This window comes from Methyloversatilis discipulorum (assembly GCF_018780585.1).
In the GTDB taxonomy this organism is placed as follows: Bacteria; Pseudomonadota; Gammaproteobacteria; order Burkholderiales; family Rhodocyclaceae; genus Methyloversatilis; species Methyloversatilis discipulorum_B.
In genome coordinates this window covers 26,995-47,266 of the sequence record NZ_JADMJL010000005.1, presented here as the reverse complement: position 1 = coordinate 47,266, position 20,272 = coordinate 26,995, and the positions used below count along the sequence as shown (strand labels likewise).

General features: G+C 69.3%; 23 protein-coding genes. 17 read left to right on the top strand and 6 right to left on the bottom strand.

Features of this window, described 5'->3' with window-relative positions:
* The coding region (gene ilvD, locus IV112_RS01440; protein WP_304000637.1) for a dihydroxy-acid dehydratase at window positions 1-1,280 on the top strand (1,280 nt) is incomplete at its 5' end.
* Window positions 1,277-2,134, top strand: coding sequence for a DMT family transporter (locus IV112_RS01435; RefSeq protein WP_304000635.1), 858 nt, complete (start codon window positions 1,277-1,279; stop codon window positions 2,132-2,134). The genes ilvD and IV112_RS01435, both read left to right, overlap by 4 nt.
* Here IV112_RS01435 and IV112_RS01430 read toward each other — a convergent pair.
* From IV112_RS01430 to IV112_RS01420, 3 genes are read right to left on the bottom strand one after another with little or no spacing between them, the layout of a single operon-like run.
* Window positions 2,131-3,351: a multifunctional CCA addition/repair protein gene (locus tag IV112_RS01430; protein WP_304000633.1), complete on the bottom strand. Its 1,221-nt coding sequence runs from the start codon at window positions 3,349-3,351 to the stop codon at window positions 2,131-2,133. The two genes, IV112_RS01435 and IV112_RS01430, sit on opposite strands and share 4 nt — an antisense overlap.
* Entirely contained in the window at window positions 3,352-4,308 is a 957-nt protein-coding gene (locus tag IV112_RS01425) for a complex I NDUFA9 subunit family protein (RefSeq protein ID WP_304000631.1), read from the bottom strand. It lies immediately after the preceding gene.
* Between the two features lie 41 nt (window positions 4,309-4,349).
* Entirely contained in the window at window positions 4,350-6,305 is a 1,956-nt protein-coding gene (locus tag IV112_RS01420) for a lytic transglycosylase domain-containing protein (RefSeq protein ID WP_304000630.1), read from the bottom strand.
* 42 nt (window positions 6,306-6,347) lie between these two features.
* On the opposite strand from IV112_RS01420, the gene IV112_RS01415 reads away from it, so the two are divergent.
* The gene (locus tag IV112_RS01415) at window positions 6,348-6,932 is read left to right on the top strand and encodes a 5-formyltetrahydrofolate cyclo-ligase (RefSeq protein WP_304000628.1); all 585 of its coding nucleotides are present in this window, start codon (window positions 6,348-6,350) and stop codon (window positions 6,930-6,932) included.
* Between the two features lie 112 nt (window positions 6,933-7,044).
* Window positions 7,045-7,554 carry a DUF1269 domain-containing protein gene (locus IV112_RS01410; RefSeq protein ID WP_304000626.1) on the top strand — a complete coding sequence of 170 codons (510 nt, stop codon included), beginning with the start codon at window positions 7,045-7,047 and terminating at the stop codon, window positions 7,552-7,554.
* Window positions 7,555-7,605: 51 nt separating this feature from the next.
* Here the strand turns inward: IV112_RS01410 and IV112_RS01405 are convergent, their stop codons facing one another.
* The 3 genes from IV112_RS01405 to ilvA all read right to left on the bottom strand — a co-directional run bounded on the left by IV112_RS01405 (window position 7,606) and on the right by ilvA (window position 10,683).
* Entirely contained in the window at window positions 7,606-8,133 is a 528-nt protein-coding gene (locus IV112_RS01405) for an SRPBCC family protein (protein WP_304000624.1), read from the bottom strand.
* A gap of 88 nt (window positions 8,134-8,221) precedes the next feature.
* Entirely contained in the window at window positions 8,222-9,175 is a 954-nt protein-coding gene (locus IV112_RS01400) for a cytochrome D1 domain-containing protein (RefSeq protein ID WP_304000622.1), read from the bottom strand.
* The gene (gene ilvA, locus IV112_RS01395) at window positions 9,172-10,683 is read right to left on the bottom strand and encodes a threonine ammonia-lyase, biosynthetic (protein WP_304000621.1); all 1,512 of its coding nucleotides are present in this window, start codon (window positions 10,681-10,683) and stop codon (window positions 9,172-9,174) included. The genes IV112_RS01400 and ilvA overlap by 4 nt, the downstream gene beginning before the upstream one ends.
* 116 nt (window positions 10,684-10,799) lie before the next feature.
* Between ilvA and IV112_RS01390 the strand changes: the two genes are divergently transcribed.
* The 13 genes from IV112_RS01390 to IV112_RS01330 all read left to right on the top strand — a co-directional run bounded on the left by IV112_RS01390 (window position 10,800) and on the right by IV112_RS01330 (window position 20,254).
* Window positions 10,800-11,207, top strand: coding sequence for a YqaA family protein (locus IV112_RS01390; protein ID WP_304000618.1), 408 nt, complete (start codon window positions 10,800-10,802; stop codon window positions 11,205-11,207).
* Entirely contained in the window at window positions 11,204-12,292 is a 1,089-nt protein-coding gene (locus tag IV112_RS01385; RefSeq protein ID WP_304000616.1) for a VanZ family protein, read from the top strand. Before IV112_RS01390 ends, IV112_RS01385 begins: the two co-directional genes overlap by 4 nt.
* A gap of 29 nt (window positions 12,293-12,321) precedes the next feature.
* The gene (locus IV112_RS01380) at window positions 12,322-12,630 is read left to right on the top strand and encodes a (2Fe-2S) ferredoxin domain-containing protein (RefSeq protein ID WP_019915560.1); all 309 of its coding nucleotides are present in this window, start codon (window positions 12,322-12,324) and stop codon (window positions 12,628-12,630) included.
* On the top strand, window positions 12,630-13,295 hold the full coding sequence (locus IV112_RS01375) for an alpha/beta hydrolase (RefSeq protein WP_304000615.1): 666 nt from the start codon (window positions 12,630-12,632) through the stop codon (window positions 13,293-13,295). The genes IV112_RS01380 and IV112_RS01375 overlap by 1 nt, the downstream gene beginning before the upstream one ends.
* Window positions 13,292-13,627 (top strand): divalent-cation tolerance protein CutA, encoded by a 336-nt coding sequence (cutA, locus tag IV112_RS01370; protein WP_304000614.1) that lies wholly within the window; start codon window positions 13,292-13,294, stop codon window positions 13,625-13,627. Before IV112_RS01375 ends, cutA begins: the two co-directional genes overlap by 4 nt.
* The gene (gene dsbD, locus IV112_RS01365; RefSeq protein ID WP_304000613.1) at window positions 13,624-15,498 is read left to right on the top strand and encodes a protein-disulfide reductase DsbD; all 1,875 of its coding nucleotides are present in this window, start codon (window positions 13,624-13,626) and stop codon (window positions 15,496-15,498) included. The genes cutA and dsbD overlap by 4 nt, the downstream gene beginning before the upstream one ends.
* 41 nt (window positions 15,499-15,539) lie before the next feature.
* Window positions 15,540-16,142 (top strand): riboflavin synthase, encoded by a 603-nt coding sequence (locus IV112_RS01360; protein ID WP_304000612.1) that lies wholly within the window; start codon window positions 15,540-15,542, stop codon window positions 16,140-16,142.
* 5 nt (window positions 16,143-16,147) lie between these two features.
* On the top strand, window positions 16,148-17,236 hold the full coding sequence (gene ribBA / locus IV112_RS01355) for a bifunctional 3,4-dihydroxy-2-butanone-4-phosphate synthase/GTP cyclohydrolase II (protein WP_304000610.1): 1,089 nt from the start codon (window positions 16,148-16,150) through the stop codon (window positions 17,234-17,236).
* 20 nt (window positions 17,237-17,256) lie between these two features.
* Window positions 17,257-17,730: a 6,7-dimethyl-8-ribityllumazine synthase gene (gene ribH / locus IV112_RS01350; protein WP_020163184.1), complete on the top strand. Its 474-nt coding sequence runs from the start codon at window positions 17,257-17,259 to the stop codon at window positions 17,728-17,730.
* A gap of 2 nt (window positions 17,731-17,732) precedes the next feature.
* Entirely contained in the window at window positions 17,733-18,200 is a 468-nt protein-coding gene (nusB, locus tag IV112_RS01345) for a transcription antitermination factor NusB (protein WP_304000609.1), read from the top strand.
* A gap of 72 nt (window positions 18,201-18,272) precedes the next feature.
* Window positions 18,273-19,229 carry a thiamine-phosphate kinase gene (thiL, locus tag IV112_RS01340; protein ID WP_304000608.1) on the top strand — a complete coding sequence of 319 codons (957 nt, stop codon included), beginning with the start codon at window positions 18,273-18,275 and terminating at the stop codon, window positions 19,227-19,229.
* Window positions 19,230-19,286: 57 nt separating this feature from the next.
* On the top strand, window positions 19,287-19,733 hold the full coding sequence (locus tag IV112_RS01335; RefSeq protein WP_304000639.1) for a phosphatidylglycerophosphatase A family protein: 447 nt from the start codon (window positions 19,287-19,289) through the stop codon (window positions 19,731-19,733).
* Window positions 19,733-20,254 (top strand): CinA family protein, encoded by a 522-nt coding sequence (locus IV112_RS01330; RefSeq protein WP_304000607.1) that lies wholly within the window; start codon window positions 19,733-19,735, stop codon window positions 20,252-20,254. The genes IV112_RS01335 and IV112_RS01330 overlap by 1 nt, the downstream gene beginning before the upstream one ends.
* Window positions 20,255-20,272 lie beyond the last annotated feature (18 nt).

Genomic DNA, 20,272 nt, shown 5'->3' with positions numbered 1-20,272 from the left:
GCGGCTCCTGCTCCGGCATGTTCACCGCCAATTCGATGAACTGCCTGACCGAAGCACTGGGCCTCAGCCTGCCGGGCAACGGCTCGGTACTGGCCACCCACGCCGACCGCAAGGCGCTGTTCCTGCGCGCCGGCCAGCTGGTCGTCGAACTGTGCCGCAAGTACTACGAAGGCGACGACGCCTCGGTGCTGCCGCGCTCGATCGCCAGCTTCAAGGCCTTCGAGAACGCGATGACGCTCGACGTGTCGATGGGCGGCTCGACCAATACTGTGCTGCATCTGCTGGCCGCGGCGAAGGAAGCCGGCGTCCATTTCACGATGGCCGACATCGACCGCATCTCGCGTCACGTGCCCTGCCTGTCCAAGGTGGCGCCGGCCAAGTCGGACGTGCACATGGAAGACGTGCACCGCGCCGGCGGCATCATGGCCATCCTCGGCGAGCTGGACCGCGCCGGCCTGATCCATCGCGACCTGCCGACCGTGCACAGCGCCACGCTGGGCGAAGCGCTCGACAAGTACGACATCGTGCGCACCGAGGACGAGGCCGTCCGCACCTTCTACCGTGCCGCGCCCGGCGGCATCCCGACCCAGGTCGCCTTCTCGCAGGACCGCCGCTACCCGGAACTGGATCTCGACCGCGAGAACGGTGTCATCCGCAACAAGGAACACGCCTTCAGCCAGGACGGCGGGCTGGCCGTGCTGTACGGCAACATCGCTGAGCGCGGCTGCATCGTGAAGACGGCCGGCGTCGATGACTCGATCCTGAAGTTCTCCGGCCCTGCCAAGGTGTTCGAGAGCCAGGACGACGCGGTCGCCGGCATTCTCGGCGATCAGGTCAAGCCGGGCGAAGTCGTGGTGATCCGCTACGAAGGCCCGAAGGGCGGTCCGGGCATGCAGGAAATGCTGTATCCGACCACCTATCTGAAGTCCAAGGGCCTGGGCAAGGCCTGCGCACTGCTGACCGACGGCCGCTTCTCCGGTGGCACCTCCGGCCTGTCGATCGGCCACGCCTCGCCGGAAGCGGCCCAGGGCGGGCTGATCGCACTGGTCAAGGACGGCGACGTGATCGAGATCGACATCCCGAACCGCACCATCCACCTCGCGGTCGATGACGCCGAACTGGCGCACCGTCGCGAAGCGGAAGAGGACCGCGGCGCCGCAGCCTGGACGCCACACGCGCGGGAACGCGTCGTGTCGGCCGCGCTGCAGGCCTATGCGCTGATGACCACCAGCGCCGACACCGGCGCCGTGCGCGACCTGAGCCAGCTGCGCCGCTCTTGAGCGCAGGCCCGACGCCGGGCCGCATCGCCGCCCTGACCGCGGCGGCGATGCTGGCCTTCGCCGCCAATTCGGTGCTGAACCGCCTGGCGCTGGCCGATACCGCAATCGACGCCGCCAGCTTCACGCTGGTGCGCATCGCCGCCGGCGCCCTGGTGCTGTGGGCGCTGGTCCGTCGCCAGCAGGACGGGCGACTGGCGGGCGACTGGGCGGGCGCAGCCGCGCTGTTCGTCTATGCCGCCGCCTTCTCCTACGCCTACCGCGAACTGTCCGCCGGTACCGGCGCGCTGCTGCTGTTCGGCACCGTGCAGGTAACGATGATAGGCACCGGCCTTTTGAAGGGCGAACGGCTGCGCGCGCTGCAGACCGTGGGGCTGCTGCTGGCGCTGGCCGGGCTGGGCGTGCTGCTGGCACCCGGCGTCAGCGCACCACCGGCCGAGGCCGCTATCCTGATGGCGCTGGCCGGTATTGCCTGGGGCGTTTATTCGCTGCGCGGCCGGCGCGCCCGCGGCACGCCGCTGGCGATGACCGCCGGCAACTTCGTGCGCGCGGTGCCGATGGCGATCGGTCTGTCGATGATTGCCGCTGCCGAGGCGCGCATCGATGCGCTGGGTTTCGTCTATGCGGCGCTGTCCGGCGCACTGGCGTCCGGCGTCGGCTATGCCATCTGGTACAGCGCGCTGCGCGGTCTCACCGCAACGCAGGCGGCCAGCGTGCAGCTGTCGGTGCCAGTGATCGCGGCCATCGGTGGCGCACTGCTGCTGTCCGAAGCGCTGACGCTGCGCCTGCTGCTGGCCTCGGTCGCGACGCTGGGCGGCATCGCACTGGTGGTGACGACCCGCCGCAACAGACCCTAGCGCGCCGCGACTGCCTGCACGCGCGCCGCGTGCACCGCCTGTGCGATCGCCGGGCCGGACACCTTGCCCGACGCCGCCAGCCGGCTTGCGATGGCGCCCGCATCGACCGAGCGGAACGCCTCCGCGGCCGAGCGCACCCGCGCTGCCTGCGGATAACCCGCCTCGTCACGGCCGGGGCGGCTGCGCGCGTCGGCTTCGCAGGCGAGCAGGATGTCGGCCAGCCGTTCCGGCTTGCGCATCACGTCCAGCCGCTCCAGCAGCTTCACCATGGTGTCGGCACGCAGCTCTGCGGCGCGGTGCACATTGGTGTGCTCCTGCGCCACCAGCCGCGCGATGTCGGCGATATCGACCGGCACGCGCAGCCGCTCTGCCAGCTCGCGCGCCAGCTTCGCGCTGCGCGCCTCGTGCGCGATGTGGCGCGGCCATTCCTCCTTCGGCGTCGTGCCCTTGCCAAGGTCGTGCGCCACCAGCGCCCAGCGCGCCGCCAGCGAAGCGCCGTGCGCGGCCGCCCAGTCCAGGCACTGCATCAGGTGGATGCCGGTGTCGATCTCCGGATGGTGCTGCGGCGGCTGCGGCACGCCGAACAGCGCGTCCACCTCCGGCAGCACGACGCGCAGCGCGCCGCACTCGCGCAGCACTTCGATCATGCGCGAGGGCTTCGCCTCCATCAGCCCGCGCGACACTTCCTGCCACACGCGCTCGGCCACCAGTGCATCGACCTCGCCGCAATCCACCATGTCGCGCATCAGCGCCACCGTTGCCGGCGCCACCGTGAAGTCGTGGAAGCGCGCAGCGAAGCGGGCCAGCCTGAGTATCCGCACCGGGTCTTCCGCGAAGGCGGCGCTGACGTGGCGCAGCACGCGCGCGGCGATGTCGGCGCGGCCATTGCACGGGTCGATGAGCGTGCCGTCGTCGGCGCGTGCGATCGCGTTGATGGTGAGGTCGCGCCGCTGCAGGTCCTGCTCCAGCGTCACCGTACGGTCGGCGTGGAACACGAAGCCGCGGTAGCCGGGCGCGGTCTTGCGCTCGGTGCGCGCCAGCGCGTGTTCCTCGTGCGTCTGCGGGTGCAGGAAGACCGGAAAATCGCGGCCGACCGGCGTGTAGCCGGCGGCCACCATGTCTTCCGGCGTGGCGCCGACGACCACCCAGTCGCGGTCGCCGGCCGGCAGCCCCATCAGCTCGTCACGGACCGAGCCGCCGACGCGGTAGATCTTCATCTATCTGTGCGCTTTCGAGCGCGCGTGCTCGAAGCGGTCGGTCGGGCGAAAATCGGCCAGGCAGGCGTCGATCTCGCTCTCCAGCGCCAGCGGGACGAAATCGAAAGGCAGCGTGCAGCCGGTATCGCACACGCTGTCGACCTGCATCGAGCGCAGGTTGTCGCGCGACATCAGCGTCGGCCCCGGCGCCAGTTCCAGCGCCAGCGCCTGCAGCGACGCCAGCGGTCCGGGCAGGCCGATGACGCAGCGTTCGGCGCCGATGGCGCGGCCGGTCATCTTCACCAGTTCGCGCATCGTGTAGACCTTGGGGCCGCACAGCGCATAGGTCTGGCCGACCGCCGTCTCGTCGCCCAGCGCATGCACGATGCAGCGCGCGACGTCGCGTGCCGCGACCGGCTGGTAGCGGGTGTCGGCACCGGCCAGCGGGAACACCGGGAACATCTTCAGCAGACCTGCGAACATCGACAGGAAGCACTTGCCGTCGCCATACACCAGCGACGGACGGAATATCGTCCAGTCCACGCCCCCGGCGCGGATGGCCGCCTCACCGGCCGCCTTGGAGCGCAGATACTCCGACGGCGCCCCCTCGGACGCGCCGAGCGCACTGACCTGGATGAGCTGCTGCACGCCTGCCGCCTTCGCCGCGGCGGCGATGGCCTTGGGCAGCGCCACGTGCGCACGCTCGAAGTCGCGGCCCCAGGGACTGCCGCCGCGCGAGTGCAGGATGCCGACGAAATTGACCACGGCGTCGACGCCGGTCATCAGACGCGCCAGCGTGGCCGGGTCGTGCACGTCGGCCTCGACCACGTCGATCGTCGGCAGCAGGATCAGATGCCTGGCGCGGTCGCGGCGGCGCGTCGGCACGATGACGCGCACGTCGCGGGCGGCCAGCTGGCTGGCGACGTGGCTGCCGATGAAGCCGGCGCCACCGATCAGGAGGACGGTTTTCGGAAACATGGATGCACTCCGGGTCTGTTGTTCGAGACTCTGTTTCTGGATCAGATCGGATCGTCCGGCAGCGCGCCGGGACCGGGCTGTATGGTGCCGAGGCGCTGCTTGAGCCCCACCTCCTTGCGGCCGAACACGAGGTTGTACATGACTGCGTTGGCCATCACCTTCTTCACGTAGTCGCGCGTTTCGGTGAACGGAATGGTTTCGGCGTAGATGGCGCCTTCCAGCGGTTTGGCAGCACGCCACTTCTTGGCGCGCCCCGGCCCGGCGTTGTAGCCGGCACTGGCCAGCACCGGATGGTCGTCCAGGCTGTCCAGCACCAGACGCATGTAGCTGGTGCCGAGCAGCAGATTGGTGTCGGTGTCGGCGATCTGCGACGGCTGGTAGCCGTTCAGACCGATCTTCTTCGCCACCCATTTTGCCGTCGCCGGCATCACCTGCATCAGGCCCTGGGCGCCGGCCGACGACTTCGCGTTCATGATGAAGCGGCTTTCCTGCCGCATCAGGCCGTACACCCAGCTCAGATCGAGCGCGCGCGCCTGCACGTGCGGTTCGACTTCGCTGCGCATCGGCGCCAGATAACGCAGCGCGTAGTCGTGCTCGGCCACCGTGCGGTCGGCGCTGGCGATGGCGCGGTCCCACAACGACTTCTTCACCGCGAAATGGGCGACCGCCAGCAGTGTGCGGTCGTCCGCCTCGCGGATGGCCCAGTTCCACTCGCGCAGCGCCTCGGTCCGCAGATCGAGCGCAAACAGCTTGAGCGCGCGCTGGATGGCCGGCATCAGTTCGGCGCGACGGATGTCCTCCGGCGACGGCTCGGCCGCCTGTGGCGGCAGCTGGTAGGGCTGGCCCAGTTCCTCACGCGCCAGAAGACCGTAGAAGTTCGGCTGGTCGGCAATGCGGCGGTAGTGTTCGCGCGCCTGATCGACATGACCGGTCGCGCCGCGTGCGCGCCCACCCCAGTAGATCCATTCCGGCTTCGACGCCAGCGCTTCGGGCATGCGCTCGACGATGTCGCGCAGCACCTTCCACTTGCCGTCGCGCATCGCGGCGCGCGCGCACCAGGCGAACACCTCGTCGCCATCCATCGCGTCGTCGGCCGAGCGGCACCACTGCAGCGCGCGCAGGTCGTGCCGCATCGCGCCCTGCCAGCCGAGCTGACCGAAGGCGTAGGCGCGTTCCTGCGGACTCAGACGGGCGGCGATCACCTCCAGGCTGCGCTCGGCCGCACGCACGTCGTTGCGCGCCATGCGGGCGACCGCCATCAGCGCCAGCTCGCGGCCGCGGCGGGTGATCGAAAAGTTGGCCGGCTGGCGGACCAGCCAGCGCGCCGGATTGGCGACGATGTCGTCGAGCACCCGGCCCGGCCGTTCGGCCGCCGGCAGCAGATCCAGCACGCTGCTCGCCTGACCCGGCCGCTTCGCCTCCATCTGCCGGCGCGCACGCGCCCAGACGTCGTCCTCGCTCAGACGGCCGGCGTCGAACAGCGCGGCGAACACCGGATTGCAGGCCGACGGGGCGTCGTCCAGCGTGTCCCACAGCGCGCGCGCCTCATCGACTGCCGCGGCGTCGCCCGCCACCATGCCGGCACGCGCGGCGTGACAGCGCAGGTCGTTCTCGGGCGACGGATTCTTCTGCGGCAGCTTCGCGTATTCGGTGCGGTAAGCCGCCCACTGCTCGGTCTTCGCCAGCTGGCGCAGCCAGTCGCTGCGCAAGCGTTGCGCAACCACCGTGTCGGCATTGCGTTCGAGGAACACCGCAATGCTGTCCGGCGAGGCGCGGTCGATGTCCAGGCGCAGCCGGTAGTAATCGATGTAGGACGCCAGCGGGTGGGACTGCAGGCCGGCGGCGTGGCGTTCGAAGGCCTGGCGGTTGCCGGCGGAGAAAGCGTCGCGCGCGGCGAGGAAGGCCGCGTCGTCATTGGCGTGCGCGACGGCAGCGACAGTCATGCAGGCGCCGATGAACAGCGTGCGGACGGTGTGGAGCGGGAATCGTGTGGGCATCTGCTAGTGTTTCCAGGTTTGCACGAATGATACCGCCCGCACATGAATGTTCCCGATGATCGCGCACGCCGCAAGGCGCTGCGACTCGAACTGGTCGGCCGCCGCCTGGCCATGGACCCGGCCACCCTGGCGCCGCTGCACGCCGCGCTGAACGAAAGGCTGGAGGCGCTGCTGACCCGTCTGGCACCGCGCTCGATCGGCTTCACCTGGCCGTATCGCGGCGAATTCGACGCGCTGCCGCTGATGCGCCACTGGCTGGCCGCCGACCCGGCGCGCTGGGCCGCGCTGCCGGTGGTGGGCGAAAAGGGCCAGCCGATGAGCTTCCGCCGCTGGGCGCCGGAGACCGCAATGGCGACCGACCGCTACGGCATCCCCTATCCGGCCGAGGGCGAACCGGTGGTGCCCGAACTGCTGCTGATCCCGTGCAACGGTTTCGACGCGCGCGGCTACCGGCTGGGCTACGGCGCCGGCCATTACGACCGCACGCTGGCCGCGCTCGAACCGACGCCGCTGGCGGTCGGCGTGGCGATCGAGGACGGTCGCCTCGACGACCTGCAACCGCAGCCGCACGACCTGCCGATGGACTGGATCGTCACCGAAGCCGACACCTTCGCGTCGCACCGCTGAGCGGCCGGGCAGCGCGCCGCCGGCCGTCTATGCTGGAAGCAGTCCCGACCTGATCGCGCGCCTGCCTGCAGCGAGGTGCGTGCCTGCAAGGCCCTGCACGGAGGAGGACGGCATGAAACGCATCTATTTCCTGGTACCCGGCATCGACACCGCACGCACCGTGGTCAACGACATGTTGGTGGCGCGCATTCCCGAGAAGCACATCCACATCCTGGCGCGGCGCGGTACGCCACTGGAGGAATTGCCGGAAGCGACCATGCTGCAGAAGTCCGACTTCTCGCCAGCGGTGCAGCGCGGACTGGCCATGGGCGGCAGCGTCGGCATACTCGGCGGACTGATCGGACTGGCGCTGTCGCCGGGCGCAGCGGTGATTGCCGGCGGCATCCTGCTGGCGTCCGGCCTGGGCGGCGCCGGTGCCGGCGCCTGGGTCGGCGGCATGGTCGGGCTGACCGCCGGCAACACGCACCTGAAGGCCTTCGAGGACGCGATCGAACAGGGCCAGATGCTGGTCATGCTCGACGTACCGCGCACGCGGGTCGAGGAAATCACCGAACGGGTACGCGCCCTGCATCCGCAGGTGCAGCCGCACGGCGCCGACCCGGACATTCCGGTGTTTCCGTAGGCGAAAAAAAACCGGGCCGCGCTGGCCCGGTTCTGTGCGTCCTGCGGGCGCTTACTTCTCCATCACCTTCTTCAGGTTTTCCAGACCGCTCTTGTAGACGCCGGTCACCGCGGTCAGCGCGGCTTCGTCGTCTTCACCCTTCGGGGGGTCGTTGTTCATGTACTTGCGATAGAAGGCGCCGCGCCATTCGACCACCGAGGTGCCGCCGTCGCCGGCCTTCACCGTCAGATTGGAACTGTAGTTGGTCACCGGCAGCGCGCCGCCATCCTTGGCGCGATAGGAGAACTTCTTCGCCGCCGGATCGATGGACTCCAGCGTCTCCACCAGTTCGCCGCCGCCCTTGAGCTTCAGCGTACGCACCGAGCCGACGTTGCTGCCATTGGTGGCGGTGCTGCTCTCGACCGCCGGATGCCAGCCCTGCAGCTGGGTGAAATCGCTCACCTTGGCCCACACCGCATCCGGGCTGGCCTTGATGGTGATGGTTTCGAACGCCTTCTGGCGGGTCGGGCCGTGCGCGTGGGCGAACGATGCCGCCAGCGACGCGGCCAGCATCATGACGAATGCCGATACAAAACGCATGGGTTGAATCTCCTCGTTGTCAGAATGGTTGGGTTGAAAAGTCGGCGACGAAAAAAGGCGGTGAAGATAGCGGCAAGCACGGTCGCGATCAACGTGCCGCCGCAGGCTTGTGCATGAAGCGCCCGAATCCGCGCGGGTTGCGCCCGAGTTCGATGCTGCCCAGCGACTGTCCGGTCCGCGCGTCGTACACGCCGACCAGATCGTCCATCCAGCTCACGACCAGCAGTTTAGTGCCGGCCACCGCGACGCCCTCGGGATAAACGACCGAGGGCCAGGTCGCGATGACGCGCCGTTCGACGGTGTCGATGACCGATACGCTGTCGCCCTTCTGGTTCGTCACGTAAGCACGCGTGCCGTCATCGGAGAAGGCGATGCCATAGGGCGCCTTGCCGACCGGCAGTGTAGCGACCGTGCGTGACTGTGCGAGGTCGACCACCGACACGTCGTCGCTCCACACGTTCAGCGCGTACAGCGTGCGACCGTCCGCCGACAGTTCGAGCGCGAACGGATGGTTGCCGACGGCAATGACGCCGGTCTGCTTCATCGCATCGAGGTCGAGCACCCCGACCGCGTTGTCGTCGCGGTTGGCGACGTAGGCGGTGCGGCTGTCGGGCGACGCCACCAGTCCGGCCGGCGCATTGCCGACCGCGATCTCGCCGAGCGCGGCGTGGCTCGCCGCGTCGAACACCAGCACGCGGTGCGAGAACCAGTCGGCCACCAGCACGCGCCGGCCGTCCGGCGTCACGGTGATGCCGACCGGGCTGCGACCGGCCTTCATTTCGCCCACCACCGCGCGGCTTGCCAGATCGATCACCGTGATCGTCGCGCTGTCCGGTGCGCTGACGAAGGCCTTGCCGGCCGCCTCGCTGACCCATACACCGGCCGGCGACTTGCCGGCAGGCAGCCGGGCAACGATGGTCGAGGCGTCGACGTCGACCACCGTCACCTCGTGCGAGCCCTGGTTCGTGATGTAAGCCAGCGGCCCGGCCGAGGCACAGGTCGCGGCGGCGCACAGCGCCAGCAGGACGGCGAAGCGCCTCATCCGAGGAAGAGCTTGTACGCCGGGTTGGCGGTTTCCTCGCGCCAGGAATAGCCCAGCGTGTCGAGGAAGCGCTGCAGCGCCTCGGCATCGCCCGGCGGCACCTGCATGCCCACCAGCACGCGGCCGTAATCGGCGCCGTGGTTGCGGTAGTGGAACAGGCTGATGTTCCAGTCACGGCTCATCGAGTCGAGGAATTTCATCAGCGCACCGGGACGTTCCGGGAATTCGAAGCGATACACCTGTTCGTGACCGACGTCGGGACTGCGGCCGCCCACCATGTAGCGCACGTGCAGCTTGGCCATTTCGTCGTCGGTCAGATCCAGCGCCGGGTAGCCGTTGGCGTCCAGGTGTTTCACCAGTTCGGCGGCCTCGGCGCGGCCCGATACCTGCACGCCGACGAAGGCATGCGCCTCGCTGGCGTCCTTGTAGCGATAGTTCAGTTCGGTGATGTTGCGGCGACCGAACAGCGCCACCAGTTCGCGATAGGCGCCCGGGCGCTCAGGCAGCGTCACCGCCAGCACCGCTTCGCGCGACTCGCCGATCTCGGCGCGTTCGGCGACGAAGCGCAGGCGGTCGAAATTCATGTTGGCGCCGCTGGCCACGGCGACCAGGGTCTTGCCTTTCACGTTGTTGCGCGCCGCCCAGGCCTTGGCCCCGGCGACCGCCAGCGCACCGGCGGGCTCCAATATCGAGCGGGTGTCCTCGAACACGTCCTTGATCGCGGCGCAGATGGCGTCGGTATCGACCAGCACCATTTCGTCGACGTACTGCTGCGCCAGCCGGAAGGTTTCCTCGCCGACCAGCTTGACCGCGGCGCCATCGGCGAACAGCCCGACGCTGTCGAGCTGTATGCGCCTGCCCGCCTTCAGCGACTGCGCCATCGCGTCGGCGTCGGACGCCTCGACGCCGATGATGCGGGTGTTCGGGCGCAGTCGCTTGATGTAGGCCGCCACGCCGGCGATCAGCCCGCCGCCGCCGACGCAGCAGAACACGGCGTCGATCGGTTTCGGGTGCTGGCGCAGGATTTCGACGCCTATCGTGCCCTGGCCGGCGATCACGTCCGGATCGTCGAAGGGGTGCACGAAGGTGAGGCCCTGTTCGGCTTCCAGCTTGCGTGCGTGCGCATAGGCCTCGTCGTAGGACTCGCCGGCCAGCACCACCTCGCCGCCGCGCGCCGCCACCGCGTCCACCTTGATGCGCGGCGTCGTCGTCGGCATCACGATGACCGCACGGCAACCCACCTTGGCCGCCGACAGCGCCACGCCCTGGGCGTGGTTGCCTGCCGACGCGCAGATGACGCCACGCGCGCGCGCCTCGTCCGACAGCTGGGCGATCTTGTTGTAGGCGCCGCGCAGCTTGAACGAGAACACCGGCTGCATGTCCTCACGCTTGAACAGTACGGTGTTGCCGATGCGCCGCGACAGGTTCGGTGCGGCATCGAGCGGCGTTTCGACCGCGACGTCGTACACTTGCGCGTTGAGGATTCTTTCGAGGTAGTCGGTTTGCATGATGAGGACACAGCGCAGCCCGCACCGGCGCCGGAATGGCCGATGCGCAAGCACGCAAGCCTAGCAGCGCGCACAGCCCGGGGGCAAATCGCGCCCGGTACGGACGCGCGCTGAGCATGGATTTCATGCCCGGGGCCGAAGCCAGCCTGGCCGGACTGACGCTCGCCAGCTTCCTGTCGGCCACCGTGCTGCCCGGCGGCTCGGAAGCGGCGCTGCTGGCCGTGCTCGCCACCCACCCGGAACAACGCGACGCCGCGCTGCTGCTGGCCACCGCCGGCAACACCGCCGGCGGCATGGTGAGCTACGCGATGGGGCGCTTCATCCCGCGCAAGGAACTGCCGGGCCGGCTGGCGCTGCTGCAGCGGCATGGCACGCCGGCGCTGCTGCTGTCGTGGGTGCCGCTCATCGGCGACGCGCTGTGCATCGCCGCCGGCTGGCTGCGCCTGCCGCCGCTGCGCAGCGGCGTCATGATGGCAATCGGCAAGGGCGCCCGCTACCTCGCCATCGCCGGGCTGATGGCATGAAGAACAGTCGCCACGCCACCCACCTCGCGCGCCACCTCGCGCTGCTGTGGGCACTGCTGATCGCCTACGCCAGCCTGCATCCGCTGGGCGACTTCCGCGAGGGCGGCGGCGATCTGCTCGGCTTTCTGAGCGCGCCGTGGCCGCGCTACTGGACGCGTTTCGACGTCATCGCCAATGCGCTCGGCTACCTGCCGCTGGGCTTCCTGCTGGTGCCGGCCGCGTCGCCCTGGCTGCGCCGTCTGCCGGCCTTCCTGCTCGCCTGCCTGCTGGCGACCGGCCTGTCTATCGGGCTCGAAGTTCTGCAGCACTATCTGCCGACCCGCGTGCCGTCCAATCTCGACGTCGCGTCGAATGCCCTGGGCGCCGCCTGCGGCGCACTTCTCGGCGCGCGCTGGGGCGGCATGCTGGGCGACGGCGGCGCGCTGGCGCGCTGGCGCGCGCGCCGCATCGTGCGCGGCCACACCGGCGAATTCGCCTTGGTGCTGCTCGTGCTGTGGTGGCTGGCGCAGATCGATCCGGACACGCCCTTGTTCGGTCTGGGCGACCTGCGCTGGGTGTTCGGCCTCGAAGCACCGGTCGATTTCACCGAACGGCGCTACCGCGCAGTGGAGATCGGCGCCTGCATCTGCGCCATGGTGAGCGTCGGCGTGATCGGCTGGCACAGCATGCGCGCGCGCAGCTTCTGGCTGCTCGGCTCGACTTTCGTCGTCGCGCTGGCGATCAAGGCCGGCTCCGGCGCGGTGCTGGTGCCGGCCGGCGGTGCCTGGCTGTGGGCCACGCCGGGCGCGCTGGCCGGGCTGGCCGGCGGCGCTGTCGCGCTGCGCGTCGCGCTGTGGCTGCCGGTCACGCTGCGCTTCGGCGTCGCGGCGCTGGCTCTGCTCGCCGGTGTGGCGCTGGTGAATCTGGCGCCCGACAACCCTTACCCGTCGGCGGTGTCCGATGCCTGGCGGGCCGGGCACTTTTTCAATTTCAGCGGTCTGACCCGACTGGCGTCCGCGCTGTGGCCGTATTTCGCGCTGCCTTACCTGATGGCGCTGCAACTGCGCGAAAGCCGCGGCCGCCATGCCGCCCACGATCACCGATAATCACGTCTTTGTCCGCATCCGAACCTCGCATGAGCCACTTCAAGCACCACGTATTCTTCTGCTGCAACCAGCGCGCCGAGGGCGAACAGTGCTGTGCCGCGCTGGGCGCCGCCGCGCTGCGCGACTACGCGAAACAGCGCGTCAAGGCGCTGGGCCTGTCCGGCGAGGGCAAGACCCGGGTAAACATGGCCGGCTGCCTGGACCGCTGCGGCGAAGGCCCCGTCATGGTGATCTACCCGGAGGCGGTCTGGTACACCTACGTGGACCGCGAGGACATCGACGAGATCATCGACGAGCACCTGGTGCACGGCCGCGTCGTCGAACGGCTGAAGGTCTGATGAATACGCGCATCCAGTCGGAACGCACGGTCATCGCCGGCCCGGTCGGCGGCATCGAGGTGCTGGCCGAGCGCCCCGATCACGCCCCGCGCGCGCTCGCACTGATCGGCCACCCGCACCCGCTGTTCGGCGGCACCATGGAGAACAAGGTGGTGGTGACCGTCGCGCGGGCGCTGCGCGAACTGGGCTGCGTCACGCTGCGTTCGCAGTTCCGCGGCGTCGGCGCCACCGAAGGCACGCACGACGAAGGCCGCGGCGAGACCGACGACCAGCTGGTGGTGATCGAGCACGGCCTGAATGCCTATGGCGACCTGCCGGTCATCGTCGCCGGCTTTTCCTTCGGCGCCTTCGTCGCCACGCGCGTCGCCGACCGGCTGGCGGAGAACGGCCGCCCGGTGGCCGGCATGGTGCTGGTCGGCCTGGCCGCCGGCAGCGTCGAGGGCATCCGTCACTACGAGCCGGGCCCGGTGCGCGACGACGCGCTGGTGATCCACGGCGAGCGCGATCAGGTCGTGCCGCTGGCCAATGTGCTGGCCTGGGCGGCGCCGCAGAACCTGCCGGTCGCGGTGCTCGGCGACAGCGGCCACTTCTTCCACGGCAAGCTGCACGTGCTGCGCGTGCTGATAGAACGCTGGTGGCGGGCCACCGCGCCGACCGGGCAATGACCGACGTGCTGCTGGTGCTCACCACGCTGCCGGACGCAGCGACCGCGCAACGCATCGCGCGATCGCTGGTCGAGGCCGGACACGCCGCCTGTGTCAGCATCGGTGCGTCGGTCCGGTCCATCTACACGTGGCAGGGCGCGATCGAGGAGGCGGACGAAGTGCCACTGGCGATCAAGACCACCGTCGCCGCCTACGACGCGCTCGAATCCGCGCTGCGTGCGCTGCATCCCTACGACCTGCCCGAAATCGTTGCACTGCCGGTGGACCGCGGTCTGCCGGCCTATCTGCAATGGGTGGGCGAAATGACGAATACGTACACGGAAACCCGATGATCCGCATCCTGTATGCCGCGCTGGTCTGGCTGGCGCTGCTGGCCGCCGCACCGCTGCGCGCCGAACCCGAACTGCTGCCGCTGGAACAGGCTTTCCGGCTGTCGGCACAGGTGGTGGACCGCAATACGGTCGAGGTGCACTTCGACATCGCCGATGGCTACTACCTGTACCGCGACAAGCTGGGCTTCGCCGCGGAGCAGGCGGCACTCGGCACGCCGGACATCCCGCCGGGCAAGATGAAGAAGGACGAAATCTTCGGCGATGTCGAAGTCCATCGCGGTCAGTTGCCGATACGCCTGCCGCTGAGCGCGAGCGGCGAGGTGGTGACGCTGAAGGTGGCGTCGCAGGGCTGCGCCGACGCCGGCGTGTGCTACCCGCCGAGCGAACAGACGGTGCTGCTCGACCCGGCACAGCCCGGCGTACGCGTGTGGCCAGCCGGCCTCGACGGCGACAGCGCAGGCGGCGGACTGCTCGACCGGCTGCGCGGCCGCGCCGCTGCAGCCACCTCGTCGCCGGCAACCGACACTCCGGCGGCGACCGACTCGACGGCAACCGGCGCTTCGCAGCCGGATGACGGCTCCTTCGCCGCCGGCCTGCTGCGCGGCGGCAATCTGTGGCTGGTCGCCATCACCTTCTTCGGCTTCGGTCTGGCGCTGAGCTTCACGCCTTGCGTGCTGCCCATGGTGCCCATCCTGTCCGGCATCATCGTCGGCCACGGCGCCGACATTTCGCGCGGCCGCGCGCTCGCGCTGTCGCTCGCCTACGTGCTGGGCATGGCGGTGACCTACGCCATCGCCGGTGTGGCGGCGGGGCTGTCCGGCACGCTGCTGTCGGCGGCGCTGCAGAACGCCTGGGTGCTGGGCGGTTTCGCGCTGGTGTTCGTCGTGCTCGCACTGTCGATGTTCGGCTTCTACGAACTGCAGCTGCCGACCGCACTGCAGTCGCGCCTGTCCGACACGGCCAACCACCGGCGCGGCTCCTACGGCGGCATCGTCGCGATGGGCGCGCTGTCGGCGCTCATCGTCGGCCCCTGCGTCGCCGCGCCGCTGGCCGGTGCGCTGCTCTACATTGCGCAGACCGGCGACGCCGCGCTCGGCGGGCTGGCGCTGTTCGCGCTGGCGCTGGGCATGGGCGCCCCGCTGATCGCGGTCGGCGTGGCCTCGCGCTCGCTGCTGCCGCACACCGGTCCGTGGATGGAAGGCGTCAAGCGCTTCTTCGGCGTGCTGCTGCTGGCCACCGCGATCTGGATCGCGCAGCCGGTGCTGCCGGCCCTGTTGGCGATGCTGGCCTGGGCGGCGCTGCTGATCGCCAGCAGCATCTACCTGCACGCGCTCGACCCGCTGCCGGCGCATGCGAAAGGCTGGCACAAGCTGTGGAAGGGCGTTGGCGTGATCGCGCTGCTGGCTGGCGCCAGCATCCTGATCGGCGCCGCGGCCGGCTCGCGCGACCCGCTGCAGCCGCTGTCGGTGCTGCGCGGCGGTGCGGCGGCGGCCGAGGCGAAACCGGTGTTCGAACCGGTGCGCAGCGTGGCTGAGCTGGAAGCCCGGCTGGCCGCGGCGACGCGCCCGGTCATGCTCGATTTCTACGCCGACTGGTGCGTGAGCTGCAAGGAAATGGAGCGCTTCACCTTCGCCGACCCCAAGGTGGCCGCCCGACTTGCCGGCTTCACGCTGCTAAAGGCGGACGTCACGGCGAACGACGCCGAACATCAGGCGCTGCTGAAACGTTTCGGCCTGTTCGGACCGCCGGGCATCCTGTTCTTCGGCCCCGACGGGCGCGAGATCGACAGCGCTCGTACGGTCGGTTTCGTACCGGCCGACGCCTTCGCCGCCGGTCTCGATCGCGTAATCGCTGCCAGCAGCGCGCGCTGATCGCGTAAAATCGCGCATCTTTCCGTTGCGCACCCTTCCCCATGTTTTCCGGCATCGTGGCCGCCGTCGGCCGCATCACCCGCATTGATCCGCTCGAACAGGGCCTCCGTCTGACCGTGGACACCGCCGGACTCGGCCTGGACGACGTCGCACTCGGCGACTCGATCGCCCACAACGGCGTCTGCCTGACGGTGATCGGCATCGACGGCCGCAACGCGCAGTTCGACGTATCGAAGGAAACGCTGAACTGCACCGCCGGCCTCGACGCACCCGGCGAGGTGAACCTGGAAAAGGCGCTGCGCCTGTCCGACCGGCTGGGTGGCCATCTGGTCAGCGGCCACGTCGACGGCGTCGGCACGGTGCGCAGCTTCGAACGCGTCGGCGAATCGCACGAGCTGGTCATCGTCGCGCCGAAGCCGCTGGCCCGCTACATCGCGCGCAAGGGTTCGATCACGGTGCAGGGCGTCAGCCTTACCGTGAATCGCGTGGCCGACGTCGAGGATGGCTGCGAATTTTCGATCAACCTGATTCCGCACACGGTACAGGTCACCACGCTCGGCAGCCTGAAGGCAGGCAGCCGGGTCAATCTTGAAATCGACCTCATCGCCCGCTACGCGGAGCGCATGATGGCTGCAGAGGACTGATACAGATGAGCGCACTGGCGCCGGTCAAGGACATCATCGCCGACATCAAGGCCGGCCGCATGGTCATCCTTGTTGACGAGGAAGACCGCGAAAACGAGGGCGACGTGGTGCTGGCCGCCGAGTTCGTGACGCCCGAAGCGATCAATTTCATGGTGAAGCACTGCCGCGGCCTGGTCTGCCTGACGCTGACCGACGAGCGCTGCCGCCAGCTCGGGCTGGAGCAGATGGTGCGCCACAACCGCACGCCACACGGCACTGCCTTCACCGCGTCGATCGAGGCCGCAACGGGCGTGACCACCGGCATTTCGGCGCACGACCGCGCGCGCACCATCCAGGTGGCGGTGGCACGCAACGCGAAGCCGGACGACATCGTGATGCCCGGCCACATCTTCCCGCTGACCGCGCAGAAGGGCGGCGTGCTGATCCGCGCCGGTCACACCGAAGCCGGTTGCGACCTCGCCCAGCTGGCCGGCCTGGAGCCGGCGGCGGTGATCTGCGAAATCCTGAAGGACGACGGCACGATGGCGCGGCTGCCGGACCTGATCGAGTTCGCCAAGGAACACGGCCTGAAGATCGGCGCCATCCGTGACCTGATCGCCTACCGCGCCGCCACCGAAGCGCTGGTGCGCGAGGTGTCGAAGCGTGAGGTGCGCAACGCCTACGGCCAGTTCACGCTGCATGGCTTCGAGGACACCACCACCGGCGAAATCCATCTGGCGATGGTGAAGGGCGAAATCGACCCGGACACCGAAACGCTGGTGCGCGTGCATGAGCCGATTTCGGTGCTCGACTTCCTCGACGCCGACAATCCGCGCCACAGTTTCAGCATCGACCGCGCGATGCAGATCATCAACGACGCCGGCAGCGGCGTCATCGTCATGCTGCGCCGGAACGAAACCGACGCCGGCATGCGCGCGCTGCTGATCGACCCCACCGACGCACCTGCCGCGCGCTGGGACGCCCGTACCTTCGGTGTCGGCGCGCAGATCCTGCGCTCGCTGAACGTGCGCAAGATGCGGCTGCTCGCCAGCCCGCGCAAGATTCCCAGCATGGCCGGCTTCGACCTCGAACTGACCGGCTACCTGCAGCACTGAACACCTCGGACGAGATATCCATGCCCCGCTTCAATGACATTCCCGAAATCGAGGAGAACCTCGACGGCAAAGGCCTGCGCGTCGCCATCGCGATGGCCCGCTTCAATCCGGACATCGGCAACGGCCTGCTGTCGGCCTGCTGCGCCGAACTGCGCAAGCTGGGCGTGGCGCCCGCCGACACGCTGATCGTGACCGTGCCCGGCGCGCTCGAACTGCCGCTGACGCTGCAGCGTCTGGCGCTGTCCGGCAAGTACGACGCACTGGTCGCGCTTGGCGCGGTGATCCGCGGCGAGACCTACCACTTCGAGATCGTGTCGAATGAAATGGCGCGCGGCGTGGCCGACATCCAGCTGAAGACCGGCGTGCCGATCGCCAATGGCGTGCTGACCACCGAGGACGACGACCAGGCGATCGCCCGCATGCACGAGAAGGGCGCCGACTGCGGTCGCGCCGCGGTCGAAATGGCGCGCCTGCTCGCCAGACTGACGGATTGACCATGGACGCCAAGCCCGAAGCTCCGCGCAAATCCAGCCGCCGCCTCGCCCGTGAATACGCGGTGCAGGGCATCTATCAGTCGCTGCTTTCGGGCAACGAGGCGCCGGACATCATCGCCCACCTGAGCGAGGACGCCGGCTTTTCCAAGGTGGACCACAAGCTGTTCCGCACGCTGCTGAAAGGCGCGCTGGACAACGCCGAGGCGCTGCGCGCGCAGTTCGGCGCCCACCTCGACCGCAAGGTGGAGGAACTGTCGCCGGTCGAGCACGCCATCCTGCTGGTGGCCACCTTCGAACTGGCCAACATGATCGAGACGCCCTACCGCGTCGTGATCAACGAGGCGATCGAGCTGACCAAGGAATTCGGCGGCGCCGACGGCCACAAGTTCGTCAACGGCGTGCTCGACAAGCTGGCGCCGCAGCTGCGCGCGGTCGAGGTCGAGGCGGCACGCAACCGTCCGCGCGGCTGAGCGTCGTCCGCACGCTGCATATATATATGCGCACGGCGTGCATGGCACTTGCTGCATGAGCACCGACGCCGAATGACGCCCGAGTTCGACCTGATCCGCCGCCACTTCGTGCGGCCGATGCGCGCGGCCGCGCTCGGCCCGGGCGACGACTGCGCTGTCGTCGCACCGTCGCCCGGCCACGAACTGGCAATCACCAGCGACATGCTGGTCGCCGGCACCCACTTCCTGCCGGACACCGACCCGCGACGCCTGGGCTGGAAAGCACTGGCGGTGAACCTGTCGGACGTCGCCGCGATGGGCGCCGTGCCGCGCTGGGTCACGCTGGCGCTGTCGCTGCCGCAGATCGATCACGACTGGCTGGCCGCCTTCGCCGCCGGCTTCTTCGACTGCGCCGATACCTTCGGCGTCGATCTGATCGGCGGTGACACGACGCGCGGCCCGCTCAACCTGTGCGTGACCGCCTTCGGCGAGGTCGCGGCTGGCCGCGCGATACGCCGCAGCGGCGCACGCGTCGGCGACGGCATCTGGGTGTCCGGCCAGCCCGGTCGCGCCGCGCTCGGCCTGGCCGACCTGCTGGGCAAGGTCCGGCTGCACGGCAGTGCACACGACGACTGCGTCGCGGCGCTGGAACAGCCGCAGCCGCGCATCGCTCTCGGCGCTGCGTTGCAGGGCCTGGCGACGGCGATGATCGACGTGTCCGACGGCTTGCTGGCCGATCTTGGCCATATCGCCCATGCCAGCGGTCTCGGCGCCGTGGTCGATGACGCAGCGCTGCCCTGGGCGCCACTGCACGCCGCCTGCACCGACGGCAAGGCGGTGCGCGACGCGCTGCTGGCCGGCGGCGACGATTACGAACTGCTGTTCTGCGCACCACCCGAAGCCGACGACGCCCTCGCCGCGCTGTCGATGCGACTGGCGCTGCCCCTCACCCGCATCGGCGCGATGCAGTCCGGCGACGGCGTGCGCCTGGTCGACGCCGCCGGCGCAGAACTGCCGGTCGGCCGACGCGGTTATGACCATTTCGCCTGAATCATGAAAACCAGAGCGCCCTACCCCGGCCCCGGCTTCCTCGTCCACCCGGCCCACATGCTGGCCTGCGGCTTCGGCAGCGGCCTGATCCCCTTCGCCTCCGGCACCTGGGGCACGCTGGCCGCCTGGCCGCTCTATCTGCTGATCAAGCCCTCGTTTTCCGATGGGGCCTTCGCGCTGTTCCTGCTGATCGCCTTCGCGCTCGGCAGCGCCTGCTGCCAGCGCACCGGTCGCGCGCTCGGCGTGGCCGACCACGGCGCCATCGTGTGGGACGAAATCGTCGCCTTCTGGCTGGTGCTGTGGGTGACGCCGGTCGATTTCTGGTGGCAGCTGGCCGCCTTCTTCGCCTTCCGCTTCTTCGACATCTTCAAGCCGCCACCGGCGCGCTGGGTGGACGTGAACATGAAGAACGGCTTCGGCGTCATGCTCGACGACGTGATCGCCGCACTGTTCGCGGCGGCGTCGATCGCGGCGCTGCACCTGCTGGTCGTGCGTCTCTTCTGATGGACGCCGATCTGCAGACGCTGTCGATCGAGGTGGGCGCCGCATTGAAAGCGGCCGGTGCGGTGCTGGCAACCGCCGAATCCTGCACCGGCGGCTGGGTGGCGGAGATCGTCACCGCGACCGCCGGCAGTTCGGCCTGGTTCGATTGCGGTTTCGTCACCTACTCGAACGCGGCCAAACAGCGCATGCTGGGCGTGCCCGAAGCCACGCTGAAGGCGCACGGCGCGGTCAGCGAAGCCGTGGCGCTGGCGATGGCGCGCGGCGCGCTGGCGCATTCGGACGCCACGGTCGCGCTGTCGATCACCGGCATCGCCGGGCCGGGCGGCGCGGTGCCGGGCAAGCCGGTGGGCACCGTCTGCTTCGGCTGGGCCCTGGCCGACGGCCGCAGCCGCAGCGAAACCCTGCATTTCGACGGCGACCGCCAAGCGGTCCGCCGGCAATCCGCATGTCATACACTGGCCGTGCTCCTGGCTTTGCTGGGAGGCACGCCAAAAGACCCTGTGGCAAGAACTGTGCCATAATCGACCGCATACCCAGGA